Source organism: Pseudomonas sp. SJZ079, from assembly GCF_007993865.1.
Taxonomy (GTDB): domain Bacteria; phylum Pseudomonadota; class Gammaproteobacteria; order Pseudomonadales; family Pseudomonadaceae; genus Aquipseudomonas.
The window spans coordinates 85,619-105,575 of sequence record NZ_VIUH01000006.1 but is presented as its reverse complement, the minus strand read 5'-3'; the positions used below and the strand labels follow the sequence as shown (position 1 = coordinate 105,575).

Sequence of the window (19,957 nt, the reverse complement as noted above, 5' to 3'; positions counted from 1 at the left end):
TTGAATTACCTTCGAGGACTACCGCAATGAAAGAAGCCGTCATCGTCTCCACCGCGCGCACACCCATCGGCAAAGCCTTTCGCGGCGCCTTCAACGACACCGAGGCGCCCGTGCTGGGCGGTCATGTGGTGCGCGAGGCGGTACGCCGCGCCGGCATCGAGCCGGGCGAGGTGGACGATGTGCTCATCGGCGCCGCGGCGCAGCAGGGGACTCAGTCCTATAACCTCGGCCGCTTGTGCGCGATTGCCGGCGGCCTGCCAGCGAGCGTGGCCGGCATGGCGATCGAGCGCCAGTGCGCCTCGGGCCTGATGAGCATCGCCATGGCGGCCAAGGGCATCATCTGCGACGAGCTCGACATCGCCGTGGCCGGCGGTCTGGAGTCCATCTCGCTGGTGCAGAACAAGCACAAGAACCTCTACCGCAACCAATCCAATGCGGTGCTGGAACGCGACCCCAGCGCTTATATCCCGATGATCGAGACCGCCGAAATAGTCGCCGCGCGCTATGGCATCAGCCGCGAGGCGCAGGACGAATACAGCTACCAGAGCCAGCTGCGTACCGCCCTGGCGCAAAGCGCCGGTTTGTTCGACGCCGAACTGGCGCCGCTGCGCAGCCGTCAGGCGGTCTTCGACAAGGCCAGCGGCGAGACCCGCCATGAGTCGCTGATCCTCACGCACGACGAGTGCAATCGCCCCAGCACCAGCCGCGACAGCCTGGCCGCGCTGGAGCCGGTGTGGCAGGGCGGGCAGTGGAGCGGGCCGGGTCGCTTCATCACCGCCGGCAACGCCTCGCAGCTGTCCGACGGTGCCAGCGCCTCGGTGCTGATGAGCGCCAAGCTGGCCGAGCAGAAGGGCCTGGAGCCGCTGGGCATCTACCGCGGCCTGGCAGTGGCCGGCTGCAATGCCGACGAGATGGGCATTGGCCCGGTCTATGCGATCCCCAAGCTGCTCAAGCGCCACGGCCTGAAGGTGGACCATATCGGCCTGTGGGAACTCAACGAGGCCTTCGCCTGCCAGGTGCTGTATTGCCGCGACACCTTGGGCATCCCCGACGAGCGCTTGAACGTCAACGGCGGCGCCATCGCCATTGGTCATCCGTTCGGCATGTCCGGCGCGCGCATGGTCGGCCACGCCCTGCTCGAGGGTAAGCGCCGCGGCCTGCGCTATGTGGTGGTGAGCATGTGCATCGGAGGCGGCATGGGCGCCGCGGCGTTGTTCGAGGTGGTCTGAATCGGCCGAAGCGGGTGGCGTGTGGAATGCGCCGCCTGAAGCACCGAGGGGAGGTGAGGATGGCCAAGGTCTATGGTTTTGAGGGGGTTATCCCGGTGGTCGACCCGCGCGCCTTCGTGCACCCGGATGCGGTGCTGATCGGTGACGTGATCATCGCTGCGCACTGCTATATCGGCCCGGGCGCCTGCCTGCGCGGCGACTTCGGGCGCATCCGCATCGAGGCGGGGGCGAATGTCCAGGATAACTGCGTACTGCATTCCTTTCCGGGCGCCGAGATGTGGGTCGGGCCCTGCGGTCATATCGGTCACGGCGCCATCCTGCACGGCTGCCGGGTGGGCGCCAATGCCTTGGTCGGCATGCACGCGGTGTTGATGGATGGTGTCGAGGTCGGCGAAAACGCCTTCGTCGCCGCCCTGGCATTCGTCAAGGCGGGGCAGGTGATTCCCGCCAACAGCTTGTTCGCCGGCCAGCCGGCGCGGCTGCTGCGCGCGCTGAGCGCAGACGAACTCGCCTGGAAAAGCCGCGGCAGCGCAATCTACCAAGAGCTGGCGAGCCGTTGCCTGCAGACGCTCGAGGCGGTCACGCCGTTGTCCGCCGAGGAACCGGATCGCCCACGCATACGCTGGGCGGAACAAACCAGCAAACCCCAGCCAACATTCGAAGCCCTAGGTTAAAGGATAGGTCGATGATCAAACCGGAACAGATACAGCAATGCATGGCGCGTTATGTCGAACTGGTGGATAGCTGCGATATCGACGGCATAGTCGCGCTGTACGCGGCGGATGCGGTGGTCGAGGACCCAGTCGGCAATCCGCCGATTGTCGGCCTCGCGGCCATCGACGCCTTTTACCGCGAGGGACTGGGCCTGAGCGAGGCCCGTGCGACGCTCAGCGGGCCGGTGCGCGCCACCCTCAATGGCTGCGGCGCCATGGCCTTTCGCGTGGACCTGAACTGGAGCGGGCAGCTTTGTTCGATCGAGGTGATCGACGTGATGGAGTTCGATGACGCCGGCAAGATTCGCTCGATGAAAGCCTACTGGAGTGCAGCCAACCTGCAGCTGCGGGGTGAGGCATGAGCCTGGAGCAACGCATCGCCCGGCTGGAAGCGCTGGAAGCCATTCGCCAGCTCAAGCACCGTTACCTGAATGCCTGCGACCTCAAGGATGTCGAGTGCATCCGCGACTGTTTCGCCGAGGGCGAGATCCTTATCGACTATGGCCCTCTGGGTGTGTTCAAGGCGCGCGAGCCCTTCGTCGCCCTGTACCGCGAGCTGGCCTGCCGGGACTCGGTGATTGACCTGCACCACGGCGCCAACCCGGAGATCGAACTGCTTTCGGCGAGCGAGGCCGAGGCGCGCTGGGCACTCTGGTATTTCAATATCGACGCCAACAGTGGCGCCACCCGCCAGCTCGGCGGCTTCTACCAGGACCGCTATCGGTTGACCGAGGCCGGCTGGAAGATCGTCGAAACGCGCTTCCGTGCCCACTCGCAGACCAGCGGCAGCGCCGGCTAAGTGCCCCCGCCGGCAGTCCCGCTGCATAGCCCCGCGGCTTGGCTATAGTGCTTGCTGGTGGGGGCGCCGTCCGCCGCCCGCTCGACCCAATTCGACAAGGGGGTAACGGCCATGTCATTCAGCCTCAGCTCTGCCGCTTTTGCTGCCCAGGCGGCGATTCCGCTGCGCTACAGCTGCGAAGGCGAGGATATTTCCCCGCCGTTGGCCTGGAGCGGTGCGCCGCCCGGCACCCAGAGCCTGGCGCTGATAGTCGACGACCCGGACGCGCCGGACCCCGCCGCGCCTCAGACCACCTGGGTCCACTGGCTGCTGTATAACCTGCCGGCCAGCACCCAGGCGCTGGTGGAAGACCTGCACAGCCTGCCGCCCGGCACCTTGCAGGGACTCAACGACTGGGGCAGAACCGGCTACGGCGGGCCCTGTCCACCCATCGGCAAGCATAGGTACTTCCACAAGCTGTACGCCCTGGACTGCGTGCTGCCAGACCTGGGGCAACCGACCAAGGCCCGGCTGGAGAGCGCCATGCAGGGCCACGTGCTGGCTCAGGCCGAGCTGATCGGTACCTACCGCAAGGGTCGGTGAGGGGCGACTACTGGCCCTCGCCGGACAGCTCCAGGCAACGCTCGAGCAACGCCGCCGCCTCGGTCAGGGGGGCGCTGCAGCTGTGCTCTCGGCACAGATAGGCGGTGGCTTGCCCGACCAGCGCCGGCCGCTCCGCGCCGATCGGCACGTCCGCAGCGCAGGCCAGCACCCGTGCCGGCAGGTAGCGACGCAGCAGGGGCTGGACCAGGGCGCGGGCGGCGGCGCGCGGGCCGGCGATGATCAGGACCAGCGGGCCGCGTCGGGCGAAGTCCTCGGCGGCCAACAGATGGGCGAAACCGCTGGGCGTCTCGGCGGCCGCGGCGGCGTACATGCTCAGCAGCTGCTCGGCGCGTTCGCGGTAGAGCGTGCGGCCGCTCAGCTCGAACAGACGCAGCAGGGCGAAGGTGCTGCTCGAGGTGCCCGACGGCCAGGCCTGATCGTAGGGCGCGCGCGGCCGGTGCACCAGGGCTTCGCCATCGTGGGGGGTGAAGTACAGACCCTGGTCCCAGAACTGCTCGAGTATCAGTTCGACCAGGCGCGTGGCCCGGGTCAGATGGCGTCGCTCGAAGGCGCACTCGTAGAGATCGAGCAGGGCGTTGGCGAGGAAGGCGTAGTCCTCGAGAAAGCCCGTGCCCTTCGCCCGGCCCTCGCGCCACGCGCGGTACAGGCCGCCGTCGGGGCGCGTGAGGTGGGCCTGGATAAAGGCGGCGGCGCGCCGCGCGGCCTGCAGGTAGGCCGAGGTGCCGGTGGCCTGGTAGGCGGCGCACAGGCCCTGGATCATCAGCGCGTTCCAGCCGCAGAGGATGTTCTCGTCGCGCCCCGGGCGCACCCGTTGCGCCCGCGCCGCCAGCAGCCTGGCGCGCAGCGCTGGCAGCTGCGCCTCCTCCGCTGCGTCCAGCTCGGCGTTGCGTTGCAGCACACTGCTGCCGCCCTCGAAGTTGCCCGTCGCGGTCACCCCGTAGGCGCGGCAGGCCAGCGCGGCGTCCTCCGCGCCGAGCACGGCCTGCAGCTGCGCCGGGGTCCAGGCATAGAAGCGGCCTTCCTCGCCCTCGCTGTCGGCGTCCTCGCTGGCGTAGAAGCCGCCCTCGGGGTGGCTCAGGTCGCGCAGCAGGTAACCGATACAGTCCTCGAACACCCGCCGCCATTCGGGCTGGCCGGTGGCGCGGTAGGCGTCGGCATAGAGTTTCACCAGCTGGCCGTTGTCGTAGAGCATTTTCTCGAAGTGCGGCACGGCCCAGCGCTGGTCCACGCAGTAGCGGGCGAAGCCGCCGCCCAGCTGGTCGTAGAGGCCGCCGCCGGCCATGCGCGCGAGGGTCAGCTGCAGCGCGGCGAGCAGTGCCGGCTCGCCGAGGCGCTGGTGGACACGCAGGATCAGGTCGTAGATGGCCGGGTGGGGAAACTTGGGCGCCTGGCCCAGGCCGCCGTACAGCGGGTCGGTGTGCGCGGCGAACTGCCGGGCGGCCGCGGCCGGCGGGTCGGCCTCAGTCGGCGCCGCGCCGGCCAGCAGCTGCGTCTCCAGTAGGTGGTAGCCCCGCAGCAGCTGCGCGGCGTTGTGCAGCAACTGGGCCCGGTCGTTGCGCCAGGCCGCGCTGAGGGCCAGCAGCACCCGGGCAAAACCGGGGCGACCGAAGGCATCCTCGGGCGGGAAGTAGGTGCCGGCGAAGAAGGGCTCGCCGGCCGGGGTGAGGAATGCGGTCAGGGGCCAGCCGCCGCCGAGGCCCATCATCTGCACGGCCTGCTGGTAGAGGTTGTCGAGGTCGGGGCGCTCCTGGCGGTCGACCTTGATGTTGACGAAGTGCTGGTTGAGCAGGCGCGCCAGCTGCGGGTTCTCGAACGACTCGTGGGCCATGACGTGGCACCAGTGGCAGGCGGCATAGCCTAGCGACAGGCGGATCGGCTTGTCCTCGGCGCGGGCGCGGCGCAAGGCCTGCTCGCCCCAGGGGTACCAGTCCACCGGGTTGTCGGCGTGCTGGCGCAGGTAGGGCGAGCTTTCCTGGGCGAGTCTATTGCTCATGGCGGGCGCCTCGCAGTGGCTGAGTCACGGCAGAATCTTCATAACAGGCCCAGCTGCAGACGGGCCGCCTCGGACATGCGGCTCTGATCCCAGGGTGGGTCCCAGACCAGTTCGACCTCGACCTCGGCGACCCCGGGCAAGGCCTCGACCTTGGCCCGCGCTTCCTCCTGCAAGACGTCGCCCATGCCGCAACCGGGGGCGGTCATCGACATCTTGATCGACACCCGCTGGCCGCCGCCTTCCAGCGGCTGGGCCTGGCACTGGTAGATCAGCCCGAGGTCGACCACATTGACCGGAATCTCCGGGTCGTAGACGGTCTTGAGCGTCTCCAGCACCTGCTGGATGTCGAAGGCGCCGCTCGCCGGGGGCGGCGCGCTGGTCGGCGCAGCCTCCCGCCCCAGGGCATCGGCCTCGCTGGCGGCGATCCGCGCCAGCCGCCCGCCGGCGATCTGCACCGTGAAGCTGCCCCCCAGCGCCTGGGTCACCAGCACCCGCTCGCCCTGCGTCAGCAGCAGCGGCTCGCCGTGCGGAATCAGGGTAGCCGGGCAGTCGCGCCTGAGTGCCTGCGGAAGGGTCTGGGCTGGCCGGTTGGGATTGGCGAAGTACAGGCCGGTGCCCTGCAGGTCTTCCCGGTAGTCGATGGACAGGCCATGGGCGCGCTGCGCGCTGGCCGGATCGAGCAGCAGGCAGATGCCGTTCGCGTCCACCACAGTGTCGCCCTCGGCGCCGGGCTCGAACAGCAGCTCGTGGGCGAAATGCTCGTCGATCCGCAGGCGCAACCAACTGCCGCCACCCTCGGCCAGGGCCTCGCGCAGGATGCGCCGCGCCGCGTCGCTGAGGCGGATATCGGGACTGGGGTTAGCCTCTGTCATGCTCTACTCCGTCGTGACCGGCGCAGCGCCGCCTTGCAGGGCGCTGCGCAGGGTGTGCCAGGCCAGGGTGGCGCACTTGACCCGCACCGGGAACTCCCAGACCCCGGCCAGCACCGCCAGTTTGCCGAGCTGCTCGGGCGCTTCCAGGGTGCTCGGCCCCTCGGTGAGCAGCTCATGCACCCGGGCGAACAGCGCCAGCGCCTGCTCCGGGCTGTGCCCCTTGACCGCCTGGGTCATCAAGGAGGCCGAGGCCATGGCGATGGCGCAGCCGGCGCCCTGGAAGGCGATGTCCTCGATCAGCCCATCGGCGAGTTTCAGCTCGACCCTGAGCTCATCGCCGCACAGTGGGTTGAAACCCTCCGCCGTGCAGCTGGGCTCCGCCAGCCGGCGGAAATTGCGCGGCCGCCTGCCGTGGTCGATGATCACCTCCTGGTAGAGGTCGCGCAGCTCGCCATTCATTTGAACAGCTCCCGCACCCTGGCCAGGCCGGCCAGCAACGCGTCTATGTCCTGCACGCTGCTGTAGCAGCCGAGGGAGGCGCGGGCCGTGGCGGCGACGCCGAAGCGCTGCATCAGCGGCTGGGCGCAGTGGTGGCCGGTGCGGATGGCGATCCCTTCGCGGTCGAGGATGGTGCCGATATCGTGGGGATGGATGCCCTCGAGGACGAAGGACAGCACGCCGACCTTGCCCTGTGCGGTGCCGATCAGGCGCAAGCCGGGCACCGCCGCCAGCGCCTGCTGCGCGTAGGCCAGCACATCCTGTTCGTGGGCGGCGATGGCCTCCAGCCCCAGCTCGCCGAGGAAGTCGATGGCCGCACCGAGGCCGATGGCCCCGGCCATGTTCGGCGTACCCGCCTCGAAGCGCTGCGGCGGCTTGGCGTAGAGGGTCTTGGCGAAGCTGACCGAGAGGATCATGTCGCCGCCGCCCTGGTAGGGCGGCATCGCCTCGAGCAGCTCGCGGCGGCCGTAGAGCACGCCGATGCCGGTGGGGCCGTACATCTTGTGCCCCGACAGGGCGTAGAAGTCGCAGCCCAGGGCGCGTACATCGACCCGCAGGTGCGGGACCGCCTGGGCGCCGTCGACCAGCACCGCCGCGCCCCGGGCGTGGGCCAGCTCGACGATGCGGCGGATCGGGTTGAGGGTGCCGAGCACGTTCGACACATGGCTGACGGCTACCAGTTTGGTCCTGGGTCCGATCAGCCGTTCCAGTTCATCCAGCCGCAGGGTGCCGACGTCGTCGATCGGCGCCACCCGCAGCCGGGCGCCGGTCTGCTCGCAGAGCATCTGCCAGGGCACCAGGTTGGAGTGGTGCTCCATGGCGCTGATCAGCACCTCGTCGCCGGCCTGGAGCTGGCTCTTGCCATAGGTCTGCGCCACCAGATTGACCGCCTCGGTGGTGCCGCGGACGAAGACGATCTCCTCGGCCTGTTCGGCGTTGAGGAAGTGTCGGACCTTGGCCCGTGCCTGCTCGTAGGCCTGGGTGGCGCGTTCGGCGAGGTAGTGCACGCCGCGGTGCACGTTGGCGTTCTCCTCGAGGAAGAAGCGCGACATCGCCTCGATCACCGCCTGCGGCTTCTGGCTGGTGGCGGCGCTGTCGAGGTAGACCAGCGGCTTGCCGTAGATCCGCTGGGCGAGGATGGGGAAGGCCTGGCGCACCCGCGCGACCTCGTAAGCCGCAGGCGTCAGGTGCTCGCTGTGCAGAGCGCTCATGGCGTCAGCTCCCGGCTGCGCAAGCGCGCCCGCACCAGCCGCTGCAGGCGGGCGCGCAGCGGCTCCAGGGGGATGGCGGCCAGCAGTTCGTCGACGAAGGCGTAGCAGAGCAGGGCCCGCGCCTGCGCGTGGGGCAGCCCCCGCGAGCGCAGGTAGAAGATCGCCTGCTCGTCCAGCTGGCCGACGGCGGCGCCGTGGGCGCATTGCACGTCGTCGGCGAAAATCTCCAGGCGCGGCTGCGAGTTGCTCTGCGCCGTCGCCGACAGCAACAGCACCTTGTTGGTCTGCCGGGCATCGCTCTTGAGCGCCCCCGGACGCACTATGATGCGGCCGTCGAACACGCCGTGGCCGCGCCCCTCGATCAGCCCCTTGTACAGTTCGCGGCTGGTGCAACGTGGCGCGCGGTGCTCGATGCAGGTCTGGTTGTTCAGGTGCTGCAGGCCCCGGGGCAGGTACAGGCCGTTGAGGCTGACGGTGGCGCCCGGGCCCTCAAGCCTGACCCGCACCTCCTGCCGCGCCAGCAAGCCGCCGAGGGCCAGCGAGTGCGCGACGAAGCGGCTGTCCTCGGCCTGGCGCACGTCGAGCAGGGCGACATGGAAGGCCGTGCGGCGCTCGTTCTGCAGCTTGTAATGCTCGAGTTCCGCGCCGGCCTCAAGCCTGATCTGGGTGACGGCGTTGCTCAGGTAGCGCTCGGCGCCCACGCCGAGATGGCTCTCGACTAGGCTCGCGCGACTGTCGGCACCGGCCAGCACCCGGAGGCGCGGGTGCGCCGCCTTGGGCGTGGCACCCGGGTCGCTGAGGAACAGCAGCTGCAGCGGCCGCTCGACCCTGGCGTGGGCGGCGATCTGCACCAGGGCGCCGTCCTCGGCGAGGGCGCTATTGAGCGCCGCGAAGGCCTGCGCCGGCGCATCGAGCGCCGTGGCGAATAGCGGCTCGAGCCGCTGCCGCTCATCCAGCGCCAGTGCCGCCAGTGGGTCGACCCGGATGCCCGCAGGCAGCTGCTCGAGCGACGACAGCTCGGCGGCGAAGTAGCCATTGACGAACACCAGCCGCGGGCCGCCGTAGTCGCCGGCCAGCGCCGCCAGCCGTGCGGCGGTCAGGTGCCGACGACTGCCCGGCCCGGCCGGCTGGAAGGGGGTCTCCAGAATGGGCGCGATGCGGGTGTACTTCCAGGCCTCGTCCTTGGCCGTGGGAAAGCCCTGCTCGGCCAGCCAGTGCCAGGCCGCGCGGCGCTGCTGCTCGAGCCGCAGGGGCTGACCAGCAATGTCCCTGGGCTCGAGGCGGGCGAGGAAGGCCGTGCTCGCCGCGCCGTTCATGAGGTCGCTCCGGGCGCCGGCTGTTCGAAGTGCGCGTAGCCGTGCTTTTCCAGTTCGACGGCCAGCGCCTTGTCGCCGGACTGGACGATGCGGCCGTTGGCCATGACGTGGACCCGATCGGGAACAATGTAGTCGAGCAGGCGCTGGTAGTGGGTGATGATCAGCAGCGCGCGGTCGGCGCGGCGCAGCGCGTTGACCCCGGCGGCGACGCTGCGCAGCGCGTCTATGTCCAGGCCAGAATCGGTTTCGTCGAGAATCGCCAGCTGCGGCTCCAGCATCGCCATCTGGAAGATCTCGTTGCGTTTCTTCTCGCCGCCGGAGAAGCCCTCGTTGACCGCGCGGTTGAGGAAGCTTGGGTCCATTTCCACCAGCGCCATGCGTTCCTTGGCCAAGGCCAGGAAGTCCATGGCGTCGAGTTCTTCCAGTCCGCGCTGGCGGCGCAGGGCGTTGAGGGCGGTGCGCAGGAAGTAGAGGTTGCCGACGCCGGGGATCTCCACCGGGTACTGGAACGCCAGGAAGACCCCGGCGACCGCCCGATCTTCCGCCGCCATGGCCAGCAGATCCTCGCCCTGGTAGCGCACCTCGCCGCTGACCGCGTAGCTCTCGTCACCGGCCAGCACCCGGGCCAGGGTGCTCTTGCCCGAGCCGTTCGGCCCCATGATCGCGTGCACCTCGCCGGCTTCGACCCGCAGGCTGATACCGCGCAGTATCTCGTGGCCTTCGACGCTGGCGTGCAGCTTGTCGATCTCCAGCATGCTTCACCTCCGGCTTCAGCCGACGCAGCCCTCCAGGCTCACCCCCAAGAGTTTCTGCGCTTCCACCGCGAACTCCATCGGCAGCTCCTTGAACACCTCGCGGCAGAAACCGTTGACTATCATCGATACCGCGTCTTCCTCGCGGATACCGCGCTGGCGGCAGTAGAACAGCTGATCCTCGCCGATCTTCGAGGTGGAGGCCTCGTGCTCGACCCGCGCGTCGGGGTGCTTCACCTCGACATAGGGGAAGGTGTGCGCGCCGCACTGGCTGCCCAGCAGCAGGGAGTCGCACTGGCTGTGGTTACGCGCGCCACTGGCACCCTTCTGGATCTTCACCAGGCCGCGGTAGGTGTTCTGCCCATGGCCGGCGGAAATGCCCTTGGAGAGGATGGTGCTGCGCGTGTTGCGGCCGATGTGGATCATCTTGGTGCCGGTGTCGGCCTGCTGGTAGTTGGCGGTCAGGGCCACCGAGTAGAATTCGCCGACCGAGTCGTCGCCCTGGAGAATCACCCCCGGGTATTTCCAGGTGATGGCCGAGCCGGTCTCGACCTGGGTCCAGGAGATCTTCGAACGTGCGCCCAGGCATTTGCCGCGCTTGGTGACGAAGTTGTAGATGCCGCCGCGACCCGCGGCGTCGCCCGGGTACCAATTCTGTACGGTGGCGTACTTGATCTGCGCGTCGTCCAGCGCCACCAACTCGACCACCGCGGCGTGCAGCTGGTTGTTGTCGCGCATGGGCGCGGTGCAGCCCTCCAGGTAGCTGACGTAGGCGCCTTCCTCTGCGATGATCAGGGTGCGTTCGAACTGGCCGGTATCGGCGGCGTTAATGCGGAAGTAGGTAGACAGCTCCATGGGGCAGCGCACGCCCTTGGGCACGTAGCAGAAGGAGCCGTCGGAGAACACCGCCGAGTTGAGGGTGGCGAAGAAGTTGTCGCTGTAGGGCACCACCGAACCCAGGTATTGGCGCACCAGCTCGGGATGCTGCTGCACCGCCTCGGCGAAGGAGCAGAAGATCACCCCGGCCTCGGCCAGCTTGTGCTTGAAGGTGGTCGCCACCGACACCGAGTCGACCACCGCGTCCACCGCGACGCCGCTCAGGCGCTTTTGCTCGGCCAGGGAGATGCCGAGCTTGCCGAACATCTTGCGCAGCTCGGGGTCGATCTCGTCGAGGCTCTTGGGTCCCGGGTTTTTCGACTTGGGCGCCGAGTAATAGATGATGTTCTGGTAGTCGATAGGCGCGTAATGCACGTTCTGCCAGCTCGGCTCGGTCATCGTCAACCAATGGTGGTAGGCCTTCAGGCGCCAGTCGAGCAACCACTGCGGCTCTTGCTTCTTGGCCGAGATCAGGCGGATGACGTCCTCGTTGAGCCCGCGCGGGAGGGCATCGCTCTGCAGATCGCTGACGAAGCCGTACTTGTAGGCGCGACTGCTGAGTTCGCGGATCTTGGCATTGTCAGTGCTCATCGCTTCCTCCTGCTGCGGGCAGGCCATGCACGACGGGACTCACCTAGGTTTCACCCAGCTCTCAGGGGGGGCGGATGAGCGCCTTCTCGTCGGCCGACTCGCCAGTTCTCACTATACTCCATTCCCAGGTTTAGCAAGCCTGTTCTTTATAAAGTCATTTTAATCAGTAATTCAATGAGTTGGACTGGTTGCCTGTCTCGGCTTAGGCCTCGGCCGTTTCCCGCACCAGGATGTCGTCGCCGTCCAGGCGCACTTCGAAGCGCTCGACCCGGTAGACCGGCTCGGTGAGGCACTCGCCGCTGGTCACGTCGAATTCGTAGGCGTGTATCGGGCAGGTCACCACGGCGCCGCAGAGGCTGCCGTCGCCCAGGGGGCCGTCCTCGTGGGGGCAGCTGTTGTGGATGGCGAAGTACTGGCCGTCAACGTTGAACAGCGCGACGGGGGTGCCGGCGACATCCACCGTCCTGCCCGTGCCTGGGGCGATCTCGCCCCGCCGGGCGACCTTGATAAAGTCGCTCATGGCCTCACTCCCGGCTGCGGGCGCCGTGCCGAGCGGGGCGCCGCAACCTCTGCTAGACGATTGTTCCTAGATTATCAATAATCGACTTTACAAAGTATGCAAAGGGCCGCGTCGATGCGCATGACCAGTCAGCAGTCCGAGGTGCCCGGCTCCGGCCGCGAGCGGGTACTCTTCCTGCTCAAGCGGGACGGCCCCCAGGCCACCGCGGGGCTGGCGCAGCGGCTGGGCGTCAGCGGCATGGCCGTGCGTCAGCAGCTGTCGGTGCTGCGGGGCGAGGGCCTGGTCGAGTTCAGCGACGAGGCGCGGCGGATCGGCCGGCCGGCGCGCATCTGGCGGCTGACGGCCAAGGCGGCTGAACGCTTCCCGGATCGCCACGGGGCGCTGGCGGTCGACTTCCTCCAAGTGGTGCAGAGCAGCTTCGGCGAGGAGGGCCTGCAGCGCCTCGCCGATGGCTGGACCGATCGGAAGCTGGCCGCCTATCGTGCGCAGATGCCGGCCCAGGATAGTCCGATCGAGCAGCGGGTCGCCGCCCTGGCACGGCTCCGCTGCGCCGAGGGCTTTATGGCCGAGTGCCGAGTAGCCGAGGATGGCACGCTCGAACTGGTGGAAAACCACTGCGCCATCGCCCAGGCCGCGCACCATTGCTCGCAGCTGTGCGGCGGCGAGTTGAGGCTGTTTCGCGAGCTGCTGGGCGAGGCGGTCAGGGTCGAGCGGGTCGAGCATTTCCTCGCCGGCGACCGCCGTTGCAGCTACCGCATCCTGGCGCAGCCGAACACGCCCTGAGCCACGCGCTCCAAGGGCGGCGCGCCCTAGCAGGCCGCTGAAAAACTACCTACGTTGCCGATACGGTGTTAAAAACAGGCTCGGAATGCTCATTTACAACTCGTAAATTCCGCTTCCTCGTCTCTTTTTGCCTTGTCTCGGCTGCCTCGCCTACATTTTTCAACGGCCTGCTAGGCGCCGCGGACGAAGGCCGGGTTGCGCGTCTCGCCGGTCTCGTAGAAGGCCTTGAGATTGACGGCGATCTGCGCCACCACCTTGTTCAGCGCGCGCCTCAAAAACAGACGGTCCAGCAGCCGGCCGAACGGCCCGCCGGCCGGGCGGTAGATCAGGCTGGCGGTGAAGCGCGTGCGCGCACCGTGCGGGGCGATGGCATAGCGGAACCAGGCCTGGCGAAAGGGCGGCGGCGCGCCCTTGGCACCGCGGTGCAGGCGGATCAGAAAACCCTCACCCTCGTGCCATTCCTCCACCGTCTCATCCAGCCAGTGGCCGTTCTTCTGGAAGACCCGGCGGCTGGCGCCCAGACCCTGCTGGGGGCCGGGATGCAACTGGCAGCCGGTCAGGTCCGGCACATAGTGCGGGGCCAGGGTCAGGTCGCGCAGTCGGCCCCACACCTGCTCGCTGGGCAGGTCGATCAGCAGGCTGTGGCTGGCATGTGCATCGGGCATAGACACCTCGTTCAATGGGCTTGGGCGGCGTCGAGAAAGGCCGGGCGTTCGCCGCCGCCATGCACGCCGATATCGGCGCCGCTGACGTAGCGGGCCAAAGGTGACGCCAGGTACAGGCAGCTGTCGCCGATCTCCTCCGGCTCGGCCAGGCGTTGCAGCGGGATGGTCGCGGCCACCCGGGCCAGGCCGGCGGCATCGCCATAATGCAGTTCGGCCTGCTCGGTGCGGATCAGCCCGGCGGTCACCGCGTTGACCCGCACCCTGGGTGCCCACTCTACCGCCAGCGAGCGGGTTAGGTTGAGCAGCCCGGCCTTGGCCGCGCCATAAGCGGCGGTGCCGGGGGAGGGGCGGGTGGCGCTGACGCTGCAGATGTTGATGATCGCACCGCCTTCGGCCTGTGTCTGCATCACCCGGTTGGCCAGTTGGCAGAGGTTCAACGGTGCCAGCAGGTTGAGGCGGATGATCGCCTCGGAGAAGCGCGGCGAGGCCGTGGCGGCGTCTGCATTGGGTGCACCGCCGGCGTTGTTGATCAGCACATCGAGGCGGCCGTAGCGTTCGACTATGGCCTCGATCAGACCCACCGCCTGCTCCCAGTCGCGCAGGTCACAGGGCAGGAACAGCGCCTGACGGTCGTCGTGTTCGGGCAGCTGCGAGGGCGCCTGGCGCCCGCAGATCACCACCTCGGCGCCGCACTCGAGAAAGCGCCGGCTGATGCCGCGGCCGACGCCCTTGCCGCCACCGGTCACCAGTACCACCTTGCCGCGAAAATCCATCGGGTCGTGCATCTCGGCCTCGCTCCTCTATTTCGAATAGGCCCGAGCCTAGGACGCCGTGGCGCAGGCGCCTACGTCCGATGGGACTAGTGAGGTGTCAATCCTGAAATGCCGGCTAGCTGTAGGGTGGGTTAGCGGCGCCAACCTCCGAACGATCAGACAGCGTTATCGTGGCGCGCCGCGTAACCCACCAGGCGCCTCGCCTCGAATCTGGATTGCGTTGCCCGATGGTGGGTTACGGCGCAACGGATTTTGCGGGTTGATCGCTATCGGCAGCGTGCGCCTAACCCACCCTACAGGCCCGCGATCGGGCTGTAGTCCTCTCGGACGATGTTGCGCCGCGGGTGGCTGGGAATAATCCGGCAAACCGTGAACCCGAGGAGGACCCCATGGGCGCTAGACCGCAAGGGCATTTCGTCACGCTGAACGATGGACTCAGGCTGCACTATGTCGAGCTCGAATCTGAGCAAGGGGCCGGGCAGGGCGAGCCGGTGGTGTTTATCCACGGCAGCGGCCCCGGCGCCAGCGGCCACAGCAACTTCAAGCAGAACTACCCGCAGTTCGCCGCCGCCGGCTACCGGGTGATAGTCCCAGATCTGCCGGGCTATGGCGTCTCGGACAAGCCCGAAACCACCTACAGCCTGGACTTCTTCGTCGCCGCCCTGGTCGGCCTGCTCGATGCCCTGGATATCCAGCGCTGTGTGCTGGTGGGTAACTCCCTGGGTGGTGCCATCGCCCTCAAACTGGCGCTGGACCAGCCGCAGCGGGTCGCCAAGCTGGTGCTGATGGCGCCAGGCGGCTTGATGGAAAAAGAGCAGTACTACCTGCAGATGGAAGGCATCCAGCAGATGGGCGCGGCCTTCGCCGCCGGTGAGCTGAACGATGCGGCGGGCATGCGCCGCCTGCTCAGCTTGCAACTGTTCGACCCGGCGCTGATCAGTGATGAGACCGTGGCCGAGCGGGTCGCGGTGGTACAGCAGCAGCCGCGCTGCGTGCTGTCGAGCATGCAGGTGCCGAACCTGGCCAGTCGCCTGGGCGAGCTGCAGTGCCCGATCCTCGGTTTCTGGGGGATCAACGACAAGTTCTGCCCGGCCTCCGGCGCGCAAACCATGCTTGAGGCCTGCCGCAATATCCGCTTCGTCATGCTCAGCGAATGCGGGCACTGGGTGATGGTCGAGCACCGTGAGCTGTTCAATCGCCAGTGCCTGGACTTTCTCGCGGAGGGGCGGTCATGAGCAACGACCTCGCCCTGCAACAGCTGCTGCGCAAGCAGTACGCCGCCGAGCTGTATCAGGCCCTGAGCCAGGGCCAGTGCGTGCCGCCGCTGACCACGCGCTGGCCGCAGATCAGCATCGAGGACGCCTACCACATCTCCCTGCAGGTGGTGGAACGGCGGGTGGCGGCCGGCGACGCCATAGTCGGCAAGAAGATCGGCGTCACCTCCAAGGCGGTGCAGCAGATGCTCGACGTGCACCGGCCGGACTTCGGCTTCCTCACCCGGCAGATGCACTTCGCCGAGGGCGCGTGCATCTCGCTTTCCGCCAACAAACTGATCCAGCCGCGCGCCGAGGGCGAGATCGCCTTCCTGCTCAAGCGCGACCTGGTCGGCCCGGGTATCAGCGAGCAGGACGTGCTGGGCGCCAGCGAATGCGTGATGCCCTGTTTCGAAATAGTCGATTCGCGCATCCAGGACTGGCGCATCCGCATCCAGGACACCGTGGCGGACAACGCCTCCTGCGGCGTATTCGTGCTCGGCGAGCAGCGCCTCGATCCGCGCCAGCTGGACCTGCCCAACCTGCGCATGCAGGTGTTCAAGAATGGTCAGCCGCTCAGCGAGGGCCTCGGCTCCGCCGTGCAAGGCAACCCGCTGACCGCCGTGGCCTGGCTGGCCAACACCCTCGGCGCCTTCGGCATTCCGTTCAAGGCCGGGGAAATCATCCTCTCCGGTTCGCTGGTGCCGCTGGAACCGGTAAGCGTCGGCGACCATTTTTCCCTGACCATCGACGGCCTGGGCAGCGCCCGGGTGTCCTTCGAGGAATGACCATGAGCAAGAAACTCAAAGCGGTAATCATCGGGCCGGGCAATATCGGCACCGACCTGTTGATGAAGATGCGCCGTTCCGAGTGGATCGAACCGGTGTGGATGGTCGGCGTCGACCCCGAATCAGAGGGCCTCAAGCGCGCCCGCGAATTCGGCCTGAAGACCACCGCAGCGGGCGTCGATGGCTTGCTGCCGCACGTGCTGGACGACGACATTCGCATCGCCTTCGACGCCACCTCGGCCTATGTGCACGCCGAGAACAGCCGCAAGCTCAACGAGCTGGGGGTGATCATGATCGACCTCACCCCGGCGGCCATCGGCCCCTTCTGCGTACCGCCGGTGAACCTCAAGCAGCACGCCGCCAGCCTGGCGATGAACGTCAACATGGTCACCTGCGGCGGTCAGGCCACCATCCCCATGGTCGCCGCCGTGTCGCGGGTACAGCCGGTCAGCTACGGCGAGATAGTCGCCACCGTATCCTCCGGTTCGGTGGGCCCGGGCACTCGGCAGAATATCGACGAGTTCACCCGCACCACCGCCGGTGCGGTGGAGCAGATCGGCGGCGCCAAGCGCGGCAAGGCGATCATCGTGATCAACCCGGCCGAGCCGCCGCTGATGATGCGCGACACCATCCACTGCCTGACCGAGGGCGAGCCGGACCAGGACGAGATCCGCGCCTCGGTGCTGCATATGGTCAAGGAGGTGCAGCGCTACGTGCCGGGCTACAAGCTGATCAATGGGCCGATTTTCGACGGCAACAAGGTGTCGATCTTCATCGAGGTGGAAGGCCTCGGCGACTACCTGCCGAAATCCGCCGGCAACCTCGACATCATGACCGCCGCCGGCCTGCGTACCGCCGAGATGTTTGCCGAGGAAGCGCACAAGGGCGCGCTTCAGTTACCCGCCCGCTGAAAAGTGCCTGCGCTCGGTGAGGCGTTGTTAAGCACAGGCTCGGAATGCTCATTTACAGCTCGTAAACTCCGCTTCCTCGCCTGTTCTTGCCTAGCCTCACCGTCGCTCGGCGACTTTTCCTACTTAGGAGAAGCACGATGAACTTGCACGGTAAGAGCGTCACCCTCCACGACATGAGCCTGCGCGACGGCATGCATGCCAAGCAGCATCAGATTTCCCTGGAGCAGATGGTCGCGGTGGCCTGCGGCCTGGATGCCGCAGGCATCCCGCTGATCGAGGTTACCCATGGCGACGGCCTGGGCGGCGCCTCGCTGAACTACGGTTTCCCGGCCCATAGCGACGAGGAGTATTTCGCCGCGGTGGTGCCGCTGATGAAGCAGGCGAAGATTTCCGCGCTGCTGTTGCCGGGCATCGGCACCGTCGAGCACCTGAAGATGGCCCATGAGCATGGCGTCTCGACCATCCGCGTGGCGACCCACTGCACCGAGGCCGACGTGTCGCAGCAGCACATCGGCATGGCGGCGAAGATGGGCCTGGATACCGTCGGCTTCCTGATGATGGCGCACATGCTCAGCGCCGAGAAGTTGCTGGAGCAGGCCAAGCTGATGGAGAGCTTCGGCGCCAACTGCATCTATTGCACCGACTCGGCGGGCTACATGCTGCCCACCGAGGTGTCGGAGAAAATTGGCTTGCTGCGCGCCGAACTGAACCCGCGCACCGAAGTCGGCTTCCACGGCCACCACAACATGGGCATGGCCATCGCCAACTCCCTGGCTGCGATCGAGGCCGGCGCCGCGCGCATCGACGGCTCGGTGGCGGGCCTCGGCGCCGGTGCCGGCAACACGCCGCTGGAGGTGTTCGTCGCGGTGCTCAAACGCATGGGCGTGGACAGCGGCGTCGACCTCTACGCCATCATGGACGTGGCCGAGGACCTGGTGGTGCCGATGATGGATCAGCCCATTCGCCTGGATCGCGATGCCCTGACCCTGGGCTATGCCGGGGTCTACAGCTCGTTCCTGCTGTTCGCCAAACGCGCCGAGCAGAAATACGGCATCTCCGCCCGCGAACTGCTGGTGGAGCTGGGCCGGCGCGGTACCGTCGGCGGTCAGGAAGACATGATCGAAGACCTGGCACTGACCCTGTCGCGGGCACGCGGCGTGCTGCCGACCTGAACGACCGAAACCGGCTGAACCACGGCAGGGCTTGCCAGACAAACCCTGCCGTTTTTATTGGCTATGTCTCAGCAAGGTGTTGGCCGCCGCTTTTGTAGGGTGGGTTGGCGGCGCAGGCCGGGTAGCTGAAATCAACTGCGGCATTGGCGCGCCGCGTAACCCACCAAGTTGGCGCTCGGCGTGCTGATCATGGTGGGTTACGGCGCCACTGACCGGGTAACAGCCATTAGCCTTGTACCAGGCGCCTAACCCACCCTTGGATCTGGGCGTGACGCGGTGGGGCGGGTCAGGGCAGCAGGCGATGGATCGAGGGCGGAGGCATGTAGCAGCCGCCGACATAGGCCTGGCAGGCGGGCTGGCTCGCCACTCGGTAGGCGGGGTGGGTCAGCAGCAGGCTCAGGGCGGCCGCGCTGGCGACGCAGATGACAAGCAGCAGAACTGTCGCGGGGTTCTTCATGGCGCACCTCGGCTTCCACGGGCCGACGCAGTCAGACGGTTTTGCCACTGCGGCTGGCACTGGGTTTTGTTGTTGTGCGCTCACCTTAGGCGGCGGGCAGGCGACCGGCTTCGTCCGAATGGACTAGCTCTGAGTGCGGGCGATTAGCGGTCGGCAGCTGGCGTCTTAGTTGCGCCGGGCGAGGGCGCTCAGGGCCATGAACAGCGCGGCGATGGCGCGCGCTTCGTGCAGTTCGCCACGGCCCACCAGGTCGCCGATCTGGCTCAGCGGCAGGCGGATCAGGTCCAGCGGTTCGGGTTCGTCGCCGGGCAGGTAGCTGGGGCTCAGCTGTTCGGCGAGTATCACCTGGCAGCTATGGCACAGGTGGCCGGGCGCCAGGGTCAGTTCGCCCAGTTCGGTGAGGCGATCGGCGCGCAGGCCGACTTCCTCGATCAGTTCGCGCTGGGCCGCCTGCAGGTAGGTCTCATGCGGTTCGGCGCCGCCCTTGGGCAGGCCGAGCACCTGGCTTTCCACGCCCACCGCGTACTCGCGCACCAGCAGCACATGCTCCGGGTCGGGCAACGCCACCAGCATCACCGAGCGGTAGCCGGTGCCGCGCAGGCGTTCGTAGACCCGTTGCTGGCCGTTGCTGAATTGCAGGTGCAGGGCCTCGATCTGGAAGTAGCCGCTTTCGGCCAGCAGTTCGGTTTTCAGGATGGTCGGACAGCTGCGCATGGTGTGGCCCCTGTGCGTGGGGAGGGTGTCTCGGTGAAGACACTCTGCGCGCCACCGCCCACCCCGCCATCGTCCATGCGGACTACGGGAGGCCCGTCTGTTTATTTGGTTTACCTGGGAGCCTGTAGGCTGGCGTAGAGCGCAGCGAAACCCAGCGACGTCAGCGTGGCCACGCTGGGTTTCGCCAAAAAACGGCTCTACCCAGCCTACGCCCCGTCGCTACCTTCACCCTCAGCCCCTCGGGGTTGGCATCCCGTGCCGCCCTGGTTAATTGGGTTACCTGGGAGCCTGTAGGCTGGCGTAGAGCGCAGCGAAACCCAGCAACGTCAGCGTGGCCACGCTGGGTTTCGCCAAAAAACGGCTCTACCCAGCCTACGCCCCGTCGCTGCCTTCACCCTCGGCCCCTCGGGGTTGGCATCCCGCGCGCCCTGGTAATTGGGTTACCTGGGAACCTGTAGGCTGGCGTAG

General features: G+C 67.5%; 22 protein-coding genes. 10 read left to right on the top strand and 12 right to left on the bottom strand.

Going from position 1 to position 19,957, the window contains the following annotated elements; genetic code table 11:
- Positions 1-26: 26 nt before the first annotated feature.
- The 5 genes from FBY03_RS08175 (at position 27) to FBY03_RS08155 (ending at position 3,323) form a co-directional block, all read left to right on the top strand.
- Positions 27-1,229 carry an acetyl-CoA C-acyltransferase gene (locus FBY03_RS08175; RefSeq protein ID WP_147171700.1) on the top strand — a complete coding sequence of 401 codons (1,203 nt, stop codon included), beginning with the start codon at positions 27-29 and terminating at the stop codon, positions 1,227-1,229.
- 59 nt (positions 1,230-1,288) lie between these two features.
- Complete coding sequence (locus tag FBY03_RS08170) at positions 1,289-1,903, top strand: transferase hexapeptide repeat family protein (protein ID WP_147171699.1); 615 nt, start codon at positions 1,289-1,291, stop codon at positions 1,901-1,903.
- 11 nt (positions 1,904-1,914) lie between these two features.
- Complete coding sequence (locus FBY03_RS08165) at positions 1,915-2,304, top strand: nuclear transport factor 2 family protein (RefSeq protein WP_147171698.1); 390 nt, start codon at positions 1,915-1,917, stop codon at positions 2,302-2,304.
- Positions 2,301-2,741 (top strand): nuclear transport factor 2 family protein, encoded by a 441-nt coding sequence (locus tag FBY03_RS08160; protein ID WP_147171697.1) that lies wholly within the window; start codon positions 2,301-2,303, stop codon positions 2,739-2,741. The genes FBY03_RS08165 and FBY03_RS08160 overlap by 4 nt, the downstream gene beginning before the upstream one ends.
- A gap of 111 nt (positions 2,742-2,852) precedes the next feature.
- A complete protein-coding gene (locus tag FBY03_RS08155) occupies positions 2,853-3,323 on the top strand; it encodes a YbhB/YbcL family Raf kinase inhibitor-like protein (RefSeq protein WP_147171696.1) in 471 nt (156 codons plus the stop codon).
- A gap of 7 nt (positions 3,324-3,330) precedes the next feature.
- Here FBY03_RS08155 and FBY03_RS08150 read toward each other — a convergent pair whose 3' ends face one another.
- From FBY03_RS08150 to FBY03_RS08115, 8 genes are all read right to left on the bottom strand, one after another.
- Positions 3,331-5,337, bottom strand: a complete 2,007-nt coding sequence (locus FBY03_RS08150; protein ID WP_147171695.1) for a thioredoxin domain-containing protein — start codon at positions 5,335-5,337, stop codon at positions 3,331-3,333.
- 38 nt (positions 5,338-5,375) lie between these two features.
- The gene (sufT, locus tag FBY03_RS08145) at positions 5,376-6,209 is read right to left on the bottom strand and encodes a putative Fe-S cluster assembly protein SufT (protein WP_147171694.1); all 834 of its coding nucleotides are present in this window, start codon (positions 6,207-6,209) and stop codon (positions 5,376-5,378) included.
- A 3-nt stretch (positions 6,210-6,212) separates the two neighbouring features.
- Positions 6,213-6,668 (bottom strand): Fe-S cluster assembly sulfur transfer protein SufU, encoded by a 456-nt coding sequence (gene sufU / locus FBY03_RS08140; protein ID WP_147171693.1) that lies wholly within the window; start codon positions 6,666-6,668, stop codon positions 6,213-6,215.
- A complete protein-coding gene (locus FBY03_RS08135) occupies positions 6,665-7,918 on the bottom strand; it encodes a cysteine desulfurase (protein ID WP_147171692.1) in 1,254 nt (417 codons plus the stop codon). Before FBY03_RS08135 ends, sufU begins: the two co-directional genes overlap by 4 nt.
- A complete protein-coding gene (sufD, locus tag FBY03_RS08130; protein WP_147171691.1) occupies positions 7,915-9,234 on the bottom strand; it encodes a Fe-S cluster assembly protein SufD in 1,320 nt (439 codons plus the stop codon). The genes FBY03_RS08135 and sufD overlap by 4 nt, the downstream gene beginning before the upstream one ends.
- A complete protein-coding gene (gene sufC / locus FBY03_RS08125; protein ID WP_147171690.1) occupies positions 9,231-9,989 on the bottom strand; it encodes a Fe-S cluster assembly ATPase SufC in 759 nt (252 codons plus the stop codon). Before sufC ends, sufD begins: the two co-directional genes overlap by 4 nt.
- A 15-nt stretch (positions 9,990-10,004) precedes the next feature.
- A complete protein-coding gene (sufB, locus tag FBY03_RS08120; protein ID WP_147171689.1) occupies positions 10,005-11,453 on the bottom strand; it encodes a Fe-S cluster assembly protein SufB in 1,449 nt (482 codons plus the stop codon).
- Positions 11,454-11,655: 202 nt separating this feature from the next.
- Positions 11,656-11,973: a Rieske 2Fe-2S domain-containing protein gene (locus tag FBY03_RS08115; RefSeq protein WP_147171688.1), complete on the bottom strand. Its 318-nt coding sequence runs from the start codon at positions 11,971-11,973 to the stop codon at positions 11,656-11,658.
- 114 nt (positions 11,974-12,087) lie between these two features.
- On the opposite strand from FBY03_RS08115, the gene FBY03_RS08110 reads away from it, so the two are divergent.
- The gene (locus tag FBY03_RS08110) at positions 12,088-12,756 is read left to right on the top strand and encodes a metalloregulator ArsR/SmtB family transcription factor (protein WP_178090598.1); all 669 of its coding nucleotides are present in this window, start codon (positions 12,088-12,090) and stop codon (positions 12,754-12,756) included.
- Between the two features lie 170 nt (positions 12,757-12,926).
- On the opposite strand, the gene FBY03_RS08105 is transcribed toward FBY03_RS08110, so the two are convergent.
- Positions 12,927-13,421, bottom strand: coding sequence for an SRPBCC family protein (locus FBY03_RS08105; RefSeq protein WP_147171686.1), 495 nt, complete (start codon positions 13,419-13,421; stop codon positions 12,927-12,929).
- Positions 13,422-13,432: 11 nt separating this feature from the next.
- Positions 13,433-14,206: an SDR family oxidoreductase gene (locus FBY03_RS08100; protein ID WP_147171685.1), complete on the bottom strand. Its 774-nt coding sequence runs from the start codon at positions 14,204-14,206 to the stop codon at positions 13,433-13,435.
- 377 nt (positions 14,207-14,583) lie between these two features.
- Here FBY03_RS08100 and FBY03_RS08095 point away from each other — a divergent pair, with 377 nt between their 5' ends.
- The 4 genes from FBY03_RS08095 to dmpG all read left to right on the top strand — a co-directional run bounded on the left by FBY03_RS08095 (position 14,584) and on the right by dmpG (position 18,318).
- Complete coding sequence (locus tag FBY03_RS08095) at positions 14,584-15,429, top strand: alpha/beta fold hydrolase (protein WP_147171684.1); 846 nt, start codon at positions 14,584-14,586, stop codon at positions 15,427-15,429.
- A complete protein-coding gene (locus FBY03_RS08090) occupies positions 15,426-16,235 on the top strand; it encodes a fumarylacetoacetate hydrolase family protein (protein WP_218570765.1) in 810 nt (269 codons plus the stop codon). The genes FBY03_RS08095 and FBY03_RS08090 overlap by 4 nt, the downstream gene beginning before the upstream one ends.
- Positions 16,236-16,237: 2 nt before the next feature.
- Positions 16,238-17,146, top strand: coding sequence for an acetaldehyde dehydrogenase (acetylating) (locus tag FBY03_RS08085; RefSeq protein ID WP_147171683.1), 909 nt, complete (start codon positions 16,238-16,240; stop codon positions 17,144-17,146).
- A 137-nt stretch (positions 17,147-17,283) separates the two neighbouring features.
- Complete coding sequence (dmpG, locus tag FBY03_RS08080; RefSeq protein ID WP_147171682.1) at positions 17,284-18,318, top strand: 4-hydroxy-2-oxovalerate aldolase; 1,035 nt, start codon at positions 17,284-17,286, stop codon at positions 18,316-18,318.
- 286 nt (positions 18,319-18,604) lie between these two features.
- Here dmpG and FBY03_RS22960 read toward each other — a convergent pair whose 3' ends face one another.
- Together FBY03_RS22960 and nudE are read right to left on the bottom strand one after the other, a co-directional pair.
- Entirely contained in the window at positions 18,605-18,775 is a 171-nt protein-coding gene (locus FBY03_RS22960) for a hypothetical protein (protein ID WP_156088613.1), read from the bottom strand.
- Between the two features lie 165 nt (positions 18,776-18,940).
- Entirely contained in the window at positions 18,941-19,489 is a 549-nt protein-coding gene (nudE, locus tag FBY03_RS08075; RefSeq protein WP_147171681.1) for an ADP compounds hydrolase NudE, read from the bottom strand.
- Between the last annotated feature and the right edge of the window lie 468 nt (positions 19,490-19,957).